Consider the following 15382-nt stretch of genomic DNA (forward strand, 5'->3'; position numbering starts at 1 on the left):
ACTCCGATGCCTGGGACGTTCAGGGCAGTGCGGGTCCCACGCTGCCCCCGAACGCTGCCTCCTGGTCCGGGTGCGAAAATGGCCGGGTGACAACGACCTCGAGTGAGGAGCGGGCTCCGCGATGTTTCATCTCGTACAGCCACGATGACGACGTACATAAAGGACGCGTCGTCGATATAGCGAACGCACTTCGCGGCCATGGCGTCGACGTGATGATCGATCGGTACGTCGAGCACGATCCGCCGCGCTCATGGCCCCGGTGGATGGCCGAGCAGATCGAGAAGTCGGACGTCGTGCTCGTCGTGGTCACCGAGAGATACGCCGAGCGCTACAGCGGTAGGCGAGACTCAGGAGGTGGGGTCGGCGTCGATTGGGAGGGCTCAATCATCACCGGAGAGCTCTACCACTCCCAGAGTCCGCGGGTGAAGTTCATCCCGATCGTTACCGAAAGCGCAACTGTTCGACATATTCCGGCGGTTTTGAATCAGACCAGCTATCACTGCTTGGAGACGCTGTCCGAGGAAGAACTGGTCCCGCTGATTCGGCAGATCTTCGGGCGGCCGGGGGTTGTTCCCGCGCCGCTGGGCGTGCCGGTTTTCGGCCTGAAGAATGACCCGGTGGAGCAAGCTTCGGCACTGCTGGAGACTGACTCCGTCGCTGCGGAGAAGAAACTGACCGACCTCGCGGGCAGTTCAGATTTGGACGTCGCGGCTCGGGCAGCCTTCACTCTGGGAGAACACTTGTATCAGTCCCAGCAATACAGTCGATCCGTCGAGGCATTTGTTCGGGCTGTGGAGTGCGGACCGAAGACTAGAGTGTACGAGGCTGCGGGCCGTGAGTTGTCGAATGTCATGGCGGTGATGAAGGCGCACTTCGGCCCCGACGGTGCCGGCGAGTTCGCCCGCCGGTGGATTCGGGCTGTCAACGAGGGCGATCTTCCCGCGGTGTGGGAAGCGATGGACCAAGACTTCCGAATGGTTCTGGCGCAGGACTGGATACTCGCGAATTCCCGGCATCCTACGTTGCTCGGCCTGGATCGCGATGAGCTGGCGAAAGATCTGCGCAGGGTTCGGTCCGCCCACGCGCTTTCCGGGCCGTTCTTGCAATCGCAGCTGAAGAAGTTGGCCGGCATAACCGCTGGTATCGACGACTCCTGGGGTTTCGCGGAGAAGCCGCGGCGTTACGGTCTGGACTTTGAACTCATTCTCTTCTCCCCAACCGATGGGGAGTATGTGGTCTGGGAGTCGGGTCAGAACCTCTTCACGCTGCCGGTGTTAGTGCGCCGGCGTCTGGGTGAGTGGAAGATCGCTAATCTAGGAATGCCGCCATCTATCCCAGATCCTGGCTGGCCGCCGGAGAGGATCGTCATCCCGGTCGATGGTGTTGAATTCGAGCAGCGGCAGGCTTGGTGAGTCGGGAAGTGTGATTGCCCGATGCATTTCACCCGAGTCTGCAGGACGGTGGCGACTGACGAGAAACGCCGGGCCAGGTGGATGCGCATCGAACGTCAGCGCGGCATGATCGCGAGATGACTCCCGGTGCGCCGCGTCGATCGAGTTCTCCGGTACCGCGCAGAGTCGCGGGGGCGGGGCTGCGGCGGCCGGTTCCGCGCCGGGCCCGGCGCAATCTCCCGCCGCCGCGGCGGGGCAGGTTGGGGCGTAGTACGGCTGGTCAGCGGCTCCATGTCCCGCATGCCGTCAGGTTTCGGCGGGTCAGGAGTTTCTTCCGCGGGGTGGCCGAGCGGTTCCGGGGGATCACTATCGCGGAGATCGCGGGGTTGGTGACCGCGTTGACGGCTATCGGGGCGGTGCTCTTCACGGCGCGGTCGTTCGAGGCGAGCCGGCTGCAGGTGGAGACGCAGCGGGAGACGCAGATCAATGACCGGTACTACAAGGCGGTTTCGCAGCTCGGGTCCGAGAATTTGGATATAAGGCTGGGGGCTATCTACTCGCTGGAGCGGTTGGCGGTGGACTCGCCTCGGGATCACTGGGGGGTGTTCTCGGTGCTTTCGGCTTTTGTCCGGACGCATGCGCCTGCGGGGGCGGCGTGTGACGCGATAGGGCCGGATATCGAAGCGGCTTCGACCGCTATCGCTCGGCGGGGGTACGAGGAGGATGGGGAGGCGCGGACCAGGGGGGAGGAGATTCATGCTGTGGATATAGGCGGTACGTGTCTGGCCGGGGTGTTGATGGTGGATGTGACGCTGACGAATACAGATTTCCGGGGCGCCGATTTGAGCGGGGCTGTCATCAACTCCTCGGGAATCTTCGATACGAATTTCGATTCGGCCGACCTTCGGGGGGTGGTGATGGGTGATTCCGATGTGTGGCGGTCCTCCTTCCGGGGTGCCGATCTTTCCGGAGCCGTCTTCGAGCGAGGGGAGTTGAACGAGGTCGGGTTTCAGGACGCCGACCTGAACGGGGCGATTTTCCGGGCTACATCCCTGGAGCATGTGGATCTGAGCGGGGCCGACCTGACCGGTGTCGATTTGACGGGAGTCGGCGTCGCGGGGGTGAAGTACGACGACAGGACGGTGTGGCCGGTGGGTTTCCGGCCACCGCCCAGCCGTTAGACCGCGCTGAGCAGGAAATACGCGTAGTTCCGGTCGAGCTCGTTCTCCGGGACGAGGTGCACCGCCTCGGGCCGGAAACCGGACTCCTCCGCCACCTTCCAGAACCGATCGATCGGAAAGATCGTCTGCGAGGCGAGGTTTCGGGCGTAGTTCCGACGAGGCGCGGTCCGGCCGTCGCTGTCGCGGTACTTCACCTGGATGAAGGCGACTCCGCCGGGGGAGAGCACCTCGCGGGCGATCCGCAGAACGCGGGTGGCGTACTCGGCGGAGGGGAGGAGTTCGACGACGTACAGGCACAGGAACACGTCGCAGCTCGCGCGGCCGACGACCGCGAGCGCCGCCTCGGGGTTCTCGACCTCGACGAGGAGCGGCACGAACTCCACCGAGCAGGCGGCGAGCGTGTGCTCGCGGCATTCGTCGAGGCTCGCCCGGACGACGTCCACCGCGACGAATCGCTCCGCGCGAGGGGCGAAGGCGACGGCATTGGCGCCGCCACCGCAGCCCCACTCCAGCACCGTGCCGAACGACGGCGGGGTGTCGAGGACCCGGGTCAGCTTGTCGAAGAGGGCGAGGTGGTCCCGGCCGACCTTCTCCCACTGCCCGGGAATCCCCGTCCGCCAGTGCGAGTTCCCGGCCCAGGCCGGTTCGGCGGGGCTGGTCCAGTACTGCGCCGCCTCGGCGATGACCCGATCCTCGGACCGCCTCGGGCCGATCCGATCCAAAGCCTCACGCCCACGCTTCTTCCATCGCCGCGTCATACCCTCAGCCCTGTTCTCCACCGGTTCCCCCTTGCGGCCGATGCTGCCTGGCCCCGAGTCTAGGGGCCTGGCGCCGGCGGCGTAGGTGCTGGACGGCCAACCGGCGCGTGGCATCACCCCGACCTACGCCGGTACAGCAGGGCGCCGAAGGTGAGGAGCCAGGCGCCGACGGCGACCACGAGCAAGACGGCGCCGACCGTGCGGAGGACGGGCATATCCGCGGCGGTCCCCGCGGTCCAGCAGGCGACGGCGGTCATGCCGAGCGGGAAGACGGTGGCCCAGCGGCGGATGTCGTACCCGGGTCGCGGGCGCACGACCTCGGCGACCATCAACACCGTGTAGCCGAGCAGGGCGAGGGCGAGGAGCACCAGCACCACCGGGCGCAGCCACGGGAAGTGCACGAGCAGCTTGGCGCAGGCCAGGGCGGAGATGGAGAGCGCGCCGGTGGCGACCCACTGGTCGCCGCGGCCCTCGAGCACCTGGCCGATGTCGAAGTGCAGGAACGCCGCGACGTAGAGCAGCAGCCCGCCGCCGAAGCAGGCCAACGCCGGCCACACCAGCCAGCCGCCGAGGGTGGCGCCGAGGACGGCGAGACCCTGGGTGGCCACGCAGACCAGGAACGCGGCGCCGGGCATGCGCGCACCCCAGTGCCGGATCACGGTGGTCAGCAGCACGGGCCAGACCGCGAAGGCCACCGCAAGCAGGACGAAAGCCGGCCACGAGACGCCCTGCAGCGCGATGCGGGTGCCGAGCACGGTGGTGGCGGCGACCGCGGTCAGCGCCGGGGGCGTGTCGGCCTCGGTGCGCCAGCGCTCCCGCTCGCGGAAGAGCCGCTCCAGGAAATCCAGGGCCAGCAACACCCACAGCACGGCCCCGAGCGCGAACCACAACCAGGAGAGCACCGCGAACCCGGCCAGATGCAGCCCGGTGGAGACGATCTCGGTGGCCATGACGAACGACCCCGCCGCCGGCGGCAGCTCCCGCCACCATCGCTCACCCACCCGGCTATCACAGCGGCAACTCGAACCGAGGTCAAGCAATCGGGCAGCTAATCGTGTTTTGATGGGGTGGCACAGGCTCCACCGGCACGAGGTGAGGGACCGATGAGCGAACCCGACGCACTGCTGCTGCGCACCGGCAAATTCTTCTCGCGCGCGCAGACCTCACCCGACCTGCACGAGGTGCGGTACCGGGGCGGGCGCGACGGGGACACCTTCTACCGCGATCGCTGGAGTCACGACAAGGTCGTGCACACCACGCACGGGGTGAACTGCACCGGGTCGTGCCGCTGGAAGGTCTACGTCAAGGACGGGATCATCACCTGGGAGACCCAGGCCACCGACTACCCCTCGGTGGGGCCGGGCCGGCCGGAGTACGAGCCGCGCGGCTGCCCGCGCGGCGCCGCCTTCTCCTGGTACACCTACTCGCCGACCCGGGTGCGGTACCCGTACGTGCGCGGCGTCCTGCTGGAGCAGTACCGGGAGGCGCGGCGCAGGCTCGGTGATCCGGTGCTGGCCTGGGCCGACATCCAGGCCGAGCCCGAGCGCAGACGCCGCTACCAGCGGGCGCGGGGCAAGGGCGGGCTGGTGCGCGCGAGCTGGGACGAAGCGGTGGAGATCATCGCCGCGGCACACGTGCACACGGTGCGAACGCACGGGCCGGATCGGGTGGCGGGGTTCTCGCCGATCCCGGCCATGTCCATGGTCTCGCATGCGGCGGGGGCCCGGTTCATGGCGCTCATCGGGGCGCCGATGCTCTCCTTCTACGACTGGTACGCGGATCTGCCGGTGGCCTCGCCGCAGGTTTTCGGGGATCAGACCGATGTGCCGGAGTCCGGCGACTGGTGGGACGCGGCCTACCTGATCATGTGGGGCTCCAATGTCCCGGTGACCAGGACGCCGGACGCGCACTGGATGGCGGAGGCGCGCTACCGCGGCCAGAAGGTCGTGGTGGTGGCCCCGGACTACGCCGACAATGCGAAATTCGCCGACGAGTGGCTGCACCCGCACCCGGGCACCGACGGCGCGCTGGCGCTGGCCATGGGGCACGTCATCCTGCGCGAGTACTTCGTCGACCGCGAGACCCCCTTCTTCGCCGACTACGTGCGCCGCTTCACCGACCTGCCCTTCCTGGTGACGCTCACCGAGCGGGACGGCCGCTACCTCCCGGGCAAGTTCCTGCGCGCGGCCGATCTCGGCGACGACGCCGAGGGCGCGGAGTGGAAGACCGTGGTGCTCGACGCCGGCACCGGCGCGCCCGCGGTGCCGGGCGGCTCGCTCGGCTTCCGCTGGACCGACTCCGGGAAGGGCCGCTGGAATCTGGATCTGGACGGCGTGGAACCGGTCCTCTCGCTGCACGGCTCCGGCGAGCCGGTGCCGATCGCGCTGCCGCGCTTCGACGTCGCGGGCGAGGTCCTCACCCGCGGCGTGCCCGCGCGCCGGCTGGGATCGGACGGCCCGCTCGTCACCACGGTGTTCGACCTGGTCCTCGCGCAGTACGGGGTCGGCAGGCCGGGGCTGCCCGGCGACTGGCCGGAGTCCTACGACGACGCCGCGCACCCGGGCACCCCGGCCTGGCAGCAGACGCACACCTCGGTACCCGCGGCGGCCTGCGCGCGGCTGGCCCGCGAGTTCGCCGAGACCGCGGTGAAATCCCGCGGCCGGTGCATGATCCTCATGGGCGCCGGAACCAATCACTGGTTCCATTCGGAAACGATCTACCGCACCTTCCTCGCGCTGCTCCAGCTCACCGGCTGCCAGGGGCGCAATGGCGGCGGCTGGGCGCACTACGTGGGGCAGGAGAAGGTGCGGCCGTTCACCGGCTGGTCGACGCTGGCGGGCGCGATCGACTGGGCCCGCCCGGCCAGGCAGATGATCGGCACCGGTTGGTTCTTCCTGCACACCGACCAGTGGCGCTACGACACCTTCCGCGCCGACGCGCTGGCCTCCCCGCTCAGCGACGGCCGCTTCGCGGACATGGCGGCGGTGGACTGCCTGGCGCAGTCGGTGCGCTCCGGCTGGATGCCGAGCTACCCGACCTTCGACCGCAACCCGCTCGACCTCGGCGATGGCGACGACCCGGTGGGCAGCGCGGTCGAACGGCTGCGCTCGGGCGAGCTGAGGTTCGCCTGCGAGGATCCGGACGAGCCGCGCAACTGGCCGCGGGTGCTCACGCTCTGGCGCTCCAATCTGCTCGGCTCGTCGGCCAAGGGCGCGGAGTACTTCACCAGGCACCTGCTCGGCACGCACTCCGCGCTCGCCGCGGCCGAGGCGGCGCCGGGGGCACGGCCGCGCGATGTCACCTGGCACGACGAGGCGCCGGTGGGGAAGCTGGACCTGCTGGTCTCGCTGGACTTCCGGATGACCTCCTCGACCCTGCTCTCCGACATCACGCTGCCCGCCGCCACCTGGTACGAGAAGCACGACCTCTCCTCCACCGACATGCACCCCTTCGTGCACTCCTTCAGCCCGGCGATCGACCCGCCGTGGCAGGCGCGCACCGACTTCGACGCCTTCCGCGCCATCGCGGAGCGCTTCTCCGAGCTCGCCAGGGACCACCTCGGGGTGCGGCGCGATCTGGTGGCGACCGCGCTGCAGCACGACACACCCGGTGAGATCGCGCAGCCCGGCGGTGTGGCGCTGGACTGGCGGCGCGGCGAGTGCCCGCCGATCCCCGGGAAGACCATGCCGACGCTGACCGTGGTCGAGCGCGACTACACCGCGGTCGGCGCGAAGTTCGCCGCGCTCGGCCCGCTGGCGGAGGAGCGCGGGCTGCCGGTCAAGGGGCTGGTGCTGCGGCCGGATGTCGAGGTGGCGGCGCTGAAGTCCGGGGGCGTGGTGCGCGACGGCCCGGCGGCGGGCAGGCCGCGGCTGGATACCGCCGTGCGCTGGGCCGACGCCATTCTCGCGCTCTCCGGCACCACCAACGGCAGGCTCGCCACCCAGGGGTTCCGCACCCTGGAGGGGCGCACCGGGCAGCCGATGGCACAGCTCGCCGCCGAGCACGAGGGCGCCCGGGTGACCTACGCCGACACCCAGCACGCGCCGGTGCCGGTGATCACCTCGCCGGAGTGGTCGGGCAGCGAGACCGGCGGCCGCCGCTACACCGCCTTCACGCAGAACACCGAGCAGCTGCGGCCCTGGCACACGCTCACCGGCAGGCAGCAGTTCTTCGTCGACCACGACTGGATGCACGAGTTCGGCGAGGCGCTTCCGGTCTACCGGCCGCCGCTGGACCTGCACCGGCTCTTCGGCGAGCCGGAGCTCGGCCCGGACGGCACCACGCAGGTCACGGTGCGCTACCTGACCCCGCACAACAAGTGGTCCATCCACAGCGAGTACCAGGACAACCTGCTCATGCTCTCGCTCTCCAGGGGCGGGCAGGTGATCTGGGTGTCGCCGCAGGACGCGGCGGCCATCGGGGTGCGCGACAACGACTGGATCGAGGCGGTGAACCGCAATGGCGTCGTGGTCGCCCGCGCCGTCGTCTCGCACCGGATGCCCGCGGGCACCGTCTACATGCACCACGCCCAGGAGCGCACGGTGAACGTGCCGCGCGCCGAGCGCTCCGGCAAGCGCGGCGGCATCCACAACTCGCTCACCCGGGTGCTGCTCAAACCCACCCACCTGATCGGCGGCTACGCCCAGCTGTGCTGGGGCTTCAACTATCTCGGCCCCACCGGCAACCAACGCGACGAGGTGACGGTGCTCCGCCGCCGATCCCAGGAGGTGCGGTACTGATGCGCGTCATGGCACAGCTGGCGATGGTGATGAACCTGGACAAGTGCATCGGGTGCCACACCTGCTCGGTGACCTGCAAGCAGACCTGGACCAACCGGGCGGGCATGGAGTACGTCTGGTTCAACAATGTGGAGACCAGGCCCGGGCTCGGCTACCCGCGCGGCTACGAGGACCAGGAGCGCTGGCGCGGCGGCTGGACCCTGGACCGGCGCGGCAGGCTCGCGCTCAAGGGCGGCGGCAGGCTGCGCACGCTGCTGAACATCTTCTCCAACCCGGTACTGCCGCTGGTCCAGGACTACTACGAGCCGTGGACCTACGACTACCGCACGCTGCACGAGGCCCCGCTCGGCGACGACTACCCGGTGGCGCGGCCGCGCTCGCTGCTCTCCGGCAAGCACATGGCGATCGAGTGGAGCGCGAACTGGGACGACAACCTGGGCGGCGCGACGCAGTTCGGCGACGAGGACCCGATGGTCCGCAAGACCCGCGAGAAGGCCGCGGACGCGGTGCGTTTCGAGTTCGAGCAGAGCTTCATGTTCTACCTGCCGCGGATCTGCGAGCACTGCCTGAACCCGGCCTGCGTCGCCGCCTGCCCCTCCGGCGCCATGTACAAGCGCGCCGAGGACGGCATCGTGCTGGTGGACCAGGACAGCTGCCGGGGCTGGCGCAAGTGCGTCACCGGCTGCCCGTACAAGAAGGTGTACTTCAACCACCGCACCGGCAAGGCGGAGAAGTGCACGTTCTGCTACCCGCGGGTGGAGGTGGGGCTGCCGACGGTGTGCTCGGAGACCTGCGTCGGGCGGCTGCGCTACATCGGCGTGCTGCTCTACGACGCGGACAAGGTGGTCGCGGCGGCGTCGGTGCGCGACGAGAAGGCGCTGTACGAAGCGCAACTCGACCTCTTCCTCGATCCGGAGGACCCGCTGGTGCGGCGCGAGGCCGAACGCGCCGGGATCGCGCCGGACTGGATCGAGGCGGCCCGCCGCTCCCCGGTGCGCAGGCTGATCTGCGATTACCGGGTGGCGCTCCCGCTGCACCCGGAGTTCCGCACCATGCCGATGGTCTGGTACATCCCGCCGCTCTCCCCGGTGGTCGACGCGCTCACCGCCACCGGCTTCGACGGCGAGGACGCGCACAACCTGTTCGGCGCCATCGACAGCCTGCGCATTCCGCTCGAGTACCTGGCCGAGCTCTTCACCGCCGGCGACCCGAAGCCGGTGCGGGACAGCCTCGCCCGGCTCGCCGCCATGCGCTCCTACCTGCGCGATATCAACCTCGAGGAGATGCCGGACGAGAGCATCGCTACCGCGGTGGGGATGTCGGGGGCGGAGCTGTACGAGATGCACGAGCTGCTCGCCATCGCGAAGTACGAGGAGCGGTACGTGATCCCGACCGCCGCCGCGGGCGATGCCGAGGCGCTGGAGGAGTCGGTGCTGCCGGACGGGTGCAGCCTGGACTACGACGGCGGGCCCGGCATGGCCGAGCCGGGACCCTTCGGCGACGAATCCGGGCGGAGCTTCGTGCCGCTGGCCACGGTGGAGAGCTTCCACGTGCTGCGGGCCAGGCAGACCGGGGACGAGGCGCAGGGATGAGGCCCGCGTTCCACCAGGCGGTGGCGCACTGCCTCGACTACCCGGATCTGCTCTTCTACGAGCGGATTCCGCTGCTCGCCGAGTGCGCGCCCGCGCTCCGGCCGTTCCTCGGGCACGCGGCGTCGGTGCCGCTCGGGGCGCTGGCCGAGGAGTACGTGCGGGTCTTCGACTTCCACAATCGGCACTGCCTGCACCTCACCTGGTGGCTGGACGGCGACACCAGGCGGCGCGGGGAATCGCTGCTGCGGCTGAAGGGGGTGTACCGGGCGGCCGGGCTGGAGCTCGTCGGCTCCGAGCTGCCGGACTACCTGCCGCTGGTGCTGGAGTACGTCGCCGCGACCGGGGACCGTGCCCCGCTGCTCGAGCACCGGCCCGCGCTGGAGCTGCTGCGCTTCGCGCTGGCCGAGGCCGGGACGGCGTACTCGACCGTGCTGGAGGCGCTGTGCGCGGCGCTGCCCGGGCCGTCGCCGCGGGACCGGGCCGCGGCGCGGGCGCTGGCGGCGGCCGGGCCGCGCGGCGAGGAGGTGGGGCTGGTACCGTACGGGCACCCGGAGCTGCTGCCGCTGACACCGGTCGGGCCCGCGGCGCAGGCACCCGGCCGCGCGCCGCACGCGGGTGACCTGCTCGGGGGGCGGCCGTGAGCACCTTCCTCTGGGCCGGGCTGCCCTACATCGCCCTCGTCTCGCTGGTCGCGGGGCTCATCTGGCGCTACCGGTACGACCGCTACGGCTGGACCACCCGCTCCTCGCAGCCCTACGAATCGCGGCTGCTGAACATCGCCTCGCCGCTCTTCCACTACGGCATCCTCTTCGTCTTCGTCGGGCACGTCATGGGGTTGCTCATCCCGGCGAGCTGGACCGACGCCGTTGGCCTCACCGAGTACCCCTACCATCTGCTCTCGCTCTTCGGCGGCACCGCGGCCGGGGTGCTCGCGGTGGCCGGGATCGCGATCCTGATCTACCGCCGCCGCACCCGCGACCCGGTGCTGCGCGCCACCACCGGCAACGACAAGGTCATGTACCTCATGCTGGTCTCGGCCATCCTGCTCGGCATGTGGGCCAAGCTCAGCGAGTCCCGGATCTCCTCGGGGTACGACTACCGGCAGACCATCGCGCCGTGGTCGCGTGGGATCCTCACGCTGCGGCCCGATCCGGCGCTCATGGAGGGGGTGCCGGTGACGTATCAGATCCATGCCGTCGCGGGGATGGCGCTCATCGCGCTGGTGCCGTTCACCCGGCTGGTGCACATGTTCAGCGCGCCGGTGCGGTACCTCTTCCGGCCGTACATCGTGTACCGCACGCGGGATCCGCGGGTGCTGGGGGAGCGCAGGCCGCGGCGCGGGTGGGAGCCGATCGACCGGGTGTGACGGCTCGTCGGCCCCGCCGCACTCCCAGCCGGACCGCCCCGCGGGCCCCGCGGACCGCCGAACAGATCGCGGAGGTGTTGCCCGCGCTCTAGTCTGAACCCGATTTCGGTGATGATCGGGAGGCGGCGGTATGACGACGGCACTGGTGAAGGGGCAGAACGGGGCGCTGGCCGCCGGGCCGGTGACGGTGACCATCCGCTCCGCCGTCGCGGCCGACGTCGCCGCGCTGCTGGTGACCGTGGACGGGAAGGTCCGGTCCGACGCCGACTTCGTCTTCTTCAATCAACCGCAGGCGCCGGGTGTTTCCCTGCGCGACGGCGCGCTGACCATCGATCCGGCGCTGGTACCCGCGGCGATCGCCCAGGTGCGGGTGGTCCTCACCCTGGACGACCCGGCCGGCCGCTTCGGCGACCACCCGGCCCCGGTGGCGAGCGTGACCGGCTACGAGTACGTGGTCGACGGGCTGAGCACCGAATCGGTGGTGATCGCGCTGGAGCTCTACCGGCGCGGCGCCGACTGGAAGGTGCGCGCGGTCGGCCAGGGGTACGCCGGCGGCTTCGCCGACCTGGTCACCGACCACGGCGTCTCGGTCGACTCCGACGAGCCCGCGCCACCCGCCGTTCGTTCGGTGCCCGGCGAGGCGAAGCTCTCGCTGGAGAAGCGGCAGAAGCTGGACCTGCGCAAGCGCGAGGTCTCGACGGTGCTGCACGCGAAACAGGCCGGTGATGTCCGCGCCCGCGTGGTGCTGGTGATCGACAAGACCGGCAGCATGGCCAAGCAGTACCACCGGAAGGTGGTGCACCGGGTGGTCGAGCGCATGGTGCCGATCGCCATCCAGCTGGACGACGACGGCACCCTGGAGCCGTACCTCTACGCGCTGAAACACACCAGGCTGCCAGAGATCACGGTCGAGCACGCCGAGCAGTGGTGCGAGACATTCCTGCACCTCAACGGCGTGCACGGCGGCATCGACTACGGCGCGCTCGGCGCCCGCAACGAGGAGCTGCCGATCATCGGCGACATCGTCTCCACCCTGCGCCCCGGCGGCCCGCCCACCCTGGTGCTCTTCTTCACCGACGGCGGCTTCGCGAAGAAGCGCGAGATCGCCGAGCTCATGCGCACGGCGGCGCAGCTCCCCGCGTTCTGGCAGTTCGTCGGGCTCGGCAAGGCGAACTACGGGCTGCTGCGCTCGCTCGACGAGATGGACGGCCGGGTCGTCGACAATGCCGGGTTCTTCGCGCTGGACGATATCGACAAGGTGGACGACGCCGAGCTCTACGCCCGGCTGCTCGGCGAGTTCCCGGAGTGGCTCCGGGCCGCGCGGGCGGCCGGCATCACGCGCTGAGCCGGGTGGCTCAGCCGATGACGGCGTTCATGATGGTGCCCGCGCTGGTGGCGACCACGCCACCGATCATCGCGCCCGCCACCATCTTCGGCGACTCCAGCCCGCCGCCGGTCCACTTCTCCCAGGCGAACTTGCCGCCCGCGAAGATGATCGCGACGATGCCCGCGAGCAGCACGAACCAGGTGAAGTAGCGGACGAGCTGCAGGAACTTGTCGGAGATCGGCGGCGCTTCCGGGCTGGGGTTACCGATCTGCGCCAGCGTGTCGTAGAACGCCAGGCTGTCGAGGGCGGAGGCCATGATCATGGTCTGCTCACTCCGGATCGTGGGTCAGGGCGGGGAACACTCCTGGAATCGTATCCGGTCGCCGGGGTGGATGTGCCACGTCCGGCTCGAGTCGGCGCGCGTCGCGGGAGTCCGCCCAGGTCGTTGCCGCGCGGCTGCGGCGGGGAGGGGGCAGCGCTGGGGCAGGCGGGGCAGCGCTCGGGCGCCGGCGGCAGCGCGGTGCCGGGCCGGGGCCGTATCCTCGAGGGAGCGAATTGCCCGTCGGCAGAACGTGTCCTGGAGAGGGGAGTGCAGCGGTGAGCATCATCCTGGCGTCGGTGGGGGACGCTTTCACGACGCTGGCCCAGGTGGGGAACCCGACGCCGGAGGCACCGCCGCTGTCGGACAAGATCATGCAGTTCGTCCGGTACATCACCTGGTTCGCGCTGCTCTCCGGCATCATCGCGATCATCTACGCCGGTGGCCGCTTCGCCTGGGAGAAGTGGAGCGGCAGCGGGCTGCAGTCGCCGAAGCAGATCGCCGGCGCCATGATCGGCGGCGTCGTCGCCACCAGCGCGGGCACCATCATGAACGCCGTGCTCAATATCTGAGCCGGTCAGATCCGGGCGCCCTTGGCCCGGTTGCAGGCCCGGCACAGGATCTGCAGGTTGGCGGCGCTGGTCGCGCCGCCCCTGCTGATCGGGATGATGTGGTCGAACTCCAGGTAGTGGCCGTCGCCGCACTCCACGCAGCGCCCGCCGTCGCGCTGCCACACCGCGGCCTTGACCTCCTGCGGGACGCTGCGCGAATCGCGCTGCCCCGGGCTGAGCACCAGCCGCTTCGCCACCCGCAGCGCGCCCTCGAGCACGGCCGCCACGTACTCCGGGTCGGCCACGGTGAAGGTGGCGCCGCCGCGCGCCGAGGTCGCCGCGACCACCACGTCGCCGCCCTGCACCCGCACCGAGACCACCCGCGCCCAGGGCAACTCGGTGCCGATGCCGTGGCCGGTGAAGCGGAGCTTCTTGTTGCTGGCGATCAGCCTGCCCTCGGTGCGGCGCGGGCCGCGGGCCAGCATGCGCAGGTGCACGGCTGGCAGGTCCAGGTGCACCGCCTCCTCGGGGTCGAGGTGCAGCCCCTGGGTGCGCACCTGGGGAAGCTCGCCGCCGCGCAGCCTGCTCAGGGTGTGGCCGCGCTGCATGCGGCGGCGCAGGTCGTCGACGAGCGGCCCGCCGAGCCGGAGCTCGGTGACGGCGTGCTCGAAGGCGGCGAGTTCGTCGTCGAGCACCTCGCCGTCGGCGAAGGCGAAGGTGACCAGCCGCTCCACGTGCGCGATCCCGCTCTCCCGCAGCAACTCCCGGCCTTTGTGCTCTTCGATCCGCTGGTAGCGGAGCGCGGCAAGCAGGTCGTCCCAGCCGGTGCCGTCCAGGCCCTCGGTGGCCAGCAGCCTGCGGGCCCGCGCCTGCCACTGGGTGAGGTACTCCGCGACCCGCTGCTCGCAGCCGCGGCACGGCGCGAGGCCGCCGAGCATCTTCCGGCGCAGCTCGGCGCCGCAGCGCGGGCAGCGCCGGGAGCCGGCCGGCACGTGCACGGCGCTCTCGGCGGTCCAGCCGGTGCCGTCCCACCAGCGCAGCCGGGTGCGGTCGTCGGGGTCGGGGTGCCAGTCCGCGCGCTCGGGGGCGGGCGGCGGCGGTGGCGGGAGCACCCGCTGCGGCCGGGTGAGCTCCGGCCCGCGGCGCTCGGATTCGGCGACGGTGACGCCGAATTCGGTGACCAGCCCGGCCAGCCCGCTCGCCCAGCCCTGGCCGACCGCGCGGAACCGCCAGCCGCCGTCGCGCCGGTAGAACTCGCCGAACATGAGCGCCCGCACCGGCTCCGCGCCGGTGGCGGCGAACCGCGCGACCGGGCCGCTCGCGTCGAGCACCTCCAGCGTCAGCCCGGCCATCTCGGCGAAGGTGCCCGCCTCCAGCGCGCCGCCGATCACGATGCGCCGCACCGCCGCCTCGGTGCGCGGCAGCGAGACGCTGAGCCGCGCGGTGTGCGGCTCCGGCTGCTGATCCAGCGTGACGGCCTGGGAGAGGTGCCTCGGCGCGTTGAAGAACACCAGATCCCGGTCCGTGCGGACCCGGTCGTTCGCGTCGAGCAGCAGCGCGACCGCGTCCATCGCGTGCTCGGAGCGCCACGAAATCACCACGGCCAGCAGCGAACCCGGCACCTCGGTGTGCGCGCCCCGGCTCAGCTCCGGTGTGGTCGATCGTTCCATGGTGAAGGGAACTATGCCACGGGGCACCGACACGCCCGGACCGCCGGAGCCGGGCGCCGTGCGGTTCGGCCGTGCCGTCCGGCGCGGGCCGGAGTACGGTGGCTGCGGATTCGCCGAGGTTCAGGAGATCAGCATCGTGGCCAGCCCCGCCCTGTCGCCCGCGCCCGTCGTCCCGGCAGATCGGTGCAGCGGGGTGGTGAGCTGGTTCGATGCCGCGAAGGGGTTCGGTTTCCTGGCCGCCGATGACGATCCGGCGCCGGTCTTCGTGGAGTACACCGGTATCGAGGGGCCCGGGTATCGCACGCTGCATGCCGGGCAGCCGGTCACCTTCGTGCGCACCGTCGGGCCGCGCGGTCCCGAAGCGGGGGCGGTGCGCGCGGCGGTCTGACCGCGAACCGGCGGCTGCTCGTGCCGCGTGCCGACCGCGCGCAGGCAGCCGGGAGCCGGGCTGACCGCGAACCACAGCGGCTGTTCGAGCCGCGTGCCGA

At 70.6% G+C, this 15382-nt stretch carries 13 protein-coding genes; 9 read left to right on the forward strand and 4 right to left on the reverse strand.

Translation table 11 applies throughout. The annotated features are described in order from the left end of the window. The first annotated feature begins 86 nt into the window (after positions 1-86). Together AB0H71_RS17675 and AB0H71_RS17680 are read left to right on the forward strand one after the other, a co-directional pair. Complete coding sequence (locus tag AB0H71_RS17675; protein WP_357021520.1) at positions 87-1412, forward strand: toll/interleukin-1 receptor domain-containing protein; 1326 nt, start codon at positions 87-89, stop codon at positions 1410-1412. 320 nt (positions 1413-1732) lie between these two features. Beyond that, positions 1733-2572, forward strand: a complete 840-nt coding sequence (locus AB0H71_RS17680; protein ID WP_357021521.1) for a pentapeptide repeat-containing protein — start codon at positions 1733-1735, stop codon at positions 2570-2572. Here AB0H71_RS17680 and AB0H71_RS17685 read toward each other — a convergent pair. Both AB0H71_RS17685 and AB0H71_RS17690 read right to left on the reverse strand, forming a co-directional pair. Continuing rightward, positions 2569-3330, reverse strand: a complete 762-nt coding sequence (locus AB0H71_RS17685; RefSeq protein ID WP_357021524.1) for a class I SAM-dependent methyltransferase — start codon at positions 3328-3330, stop codon at positions 2569-2571. The genes AB0H71_RS17680 and AB0H71_RS17685 overlap by 4 nt on opposite strands. 113 nt (positions 3331-3443) lie before the next feature. Next, positions 3444-4331: a tellurite resistance/C4-dicarboxylate transporter family protein gene (locus AB0H71_RS17690; RefSeq protein ID WP_357021527.1), complete on the reverse strand. Its 888-nt coding sequence runs from the start codon at positions 4329-4331 to the stop codon at positions 3444-3446. A gap of 102 nt (positions 4332-4433) precedes the next feature. Between AB0H71_RS17690 and AB0H71_RS17695 the strand changes: the two genes are divergently transcribed. From AB0H71_RS17695 to AB0H71_RS17715, 5 genes are all read left to right on the forward strand, one after another. Next, positions 4434-8069, forward strand: coding sequence for a nitrate reductase subunit alpha (locus AB0H71_RS17695; protein ID WP_357021530.1), 3636 nt, complete (start codon positions 4434-4436; stop codon positions 8067-8069). Beyond that, on the forward strand, positions 8069-9661 hold the full coding sequence (narH, locus tag AB0H71_RS17700) for a nitrate reductase subunit beta (protein WP_357021533.1): 1593 nt from the start codon (positions 8069-8071) through the stop codon (positions 9659-9661). The genes AB0H71_RS17695 and narH overlap by 1 nt, the downstream gene beginning before the upstream one ends. Then, a complete protein-coding gene (narJ, locus tag AB0H71_RS17705) occupies positions 9658-10302 on the forward strand; it encodes a nitrate reductase molybdenum cofactor assembly chaperone (protein ID WP_357021535.1) in 645 nt (214 codons plus the stop codon). The genes narH and narJ overlap by 4 nt, the downstream gene beginning before the upstream one ends. Continuing rightward, entirely contained in the window at positions 10299-11027 is a 729-nt protein-coding gene (gene narI / locus AB0H71_RS17710) for a respiratory nitrate reductase subunit gamma (RefSeq protein ID WP_357021537.1), read from the forward strand. Before narJ ends, narI begins: the two co-directional genes overlap by 4 nt. Positions 11028-11157: 130 nt before the next feature. Further along, the gene (locus AB0H71_RS17715; RefSeq protein ID WP_357021540.1) at positions 11158-12372 is read left to right on the forward strand and encodes a VWA domain-containing protein; all 1215 of its coding nucleotides are present in this window, start codon (positions 11158-11160) and stop codon (positions 12370-12372) included. 10 nt (positions 12373-12382) lie between these two features. On the opposite strand, the gene AB0H71_RS17720 is transcribed toward AB0H71_RS17715, so the two are convergent. Beyond that, entirely contained in the window at positions 12383-12676 is a 294-nt protein-coding gene (locus tag AB0H71_RS17720) for a hypothetical protein (RefSeq protein ID WP_174552840.1), read from the reverse strand. Positions 12677-12951: 275 nt separating this feature from the next. On the opposite strand from AB0H71_RS17720, the gene AB0H71_RS17725 reads away from it, so the two are divergent. Continuing rightward, positions 12952-13245: a hypothetical protein gene (locus tag AB0H71_RS17725; protein WP_067654870.1), complete on the forward strand. Its 294-nt coding sequence runs from the start codon at positions 12952-12954 to the stop codon at positions 13243-13245. Between the two features lie 5 nt (positions 13246-13250). On the opposite strand, the gene AB0H71_RS17730 is transcribed toward AB0H71_RS17725, so the two are convergent. Beyond that, positions 13251-14894 carry a TerD family protein gene (locus AB0H71_RS17730; protein ID WP_357021543.1) on the reverse strand — a complete coding sequence of 548 codons (1644 nt, stop codon included), beginning with the start codon at positions 14892-14894 and terminating at the stop codon, positions 13251-13253. 151 nt (positions 14895-15045) lie between these two features. Here AB0H71_RS17730 and AB0H71_RS17735 point away from each other — a divergent pair, with 151 nt between their 5' ends. Further along, complete coding sequence (locus tag AB0H71_RS17735) at positions 15046-15282, forward strand: cold-shock protein (protein ID WP_357021967.1); 237 nt, start codon at positions 15046-15048, stop codon at positions 15280-15282. Positions 15283-15382: the final 100 nt, after the last annotated feature.

It is taken from the genome of Nocardia sp. NPDC050697 (assembly GCF_040654395.1).
GTDB lineage: Bacteria > Actinomycetota > Actinomycetes > Mycobacteriales > Mycobacteriaceae > Nocardia.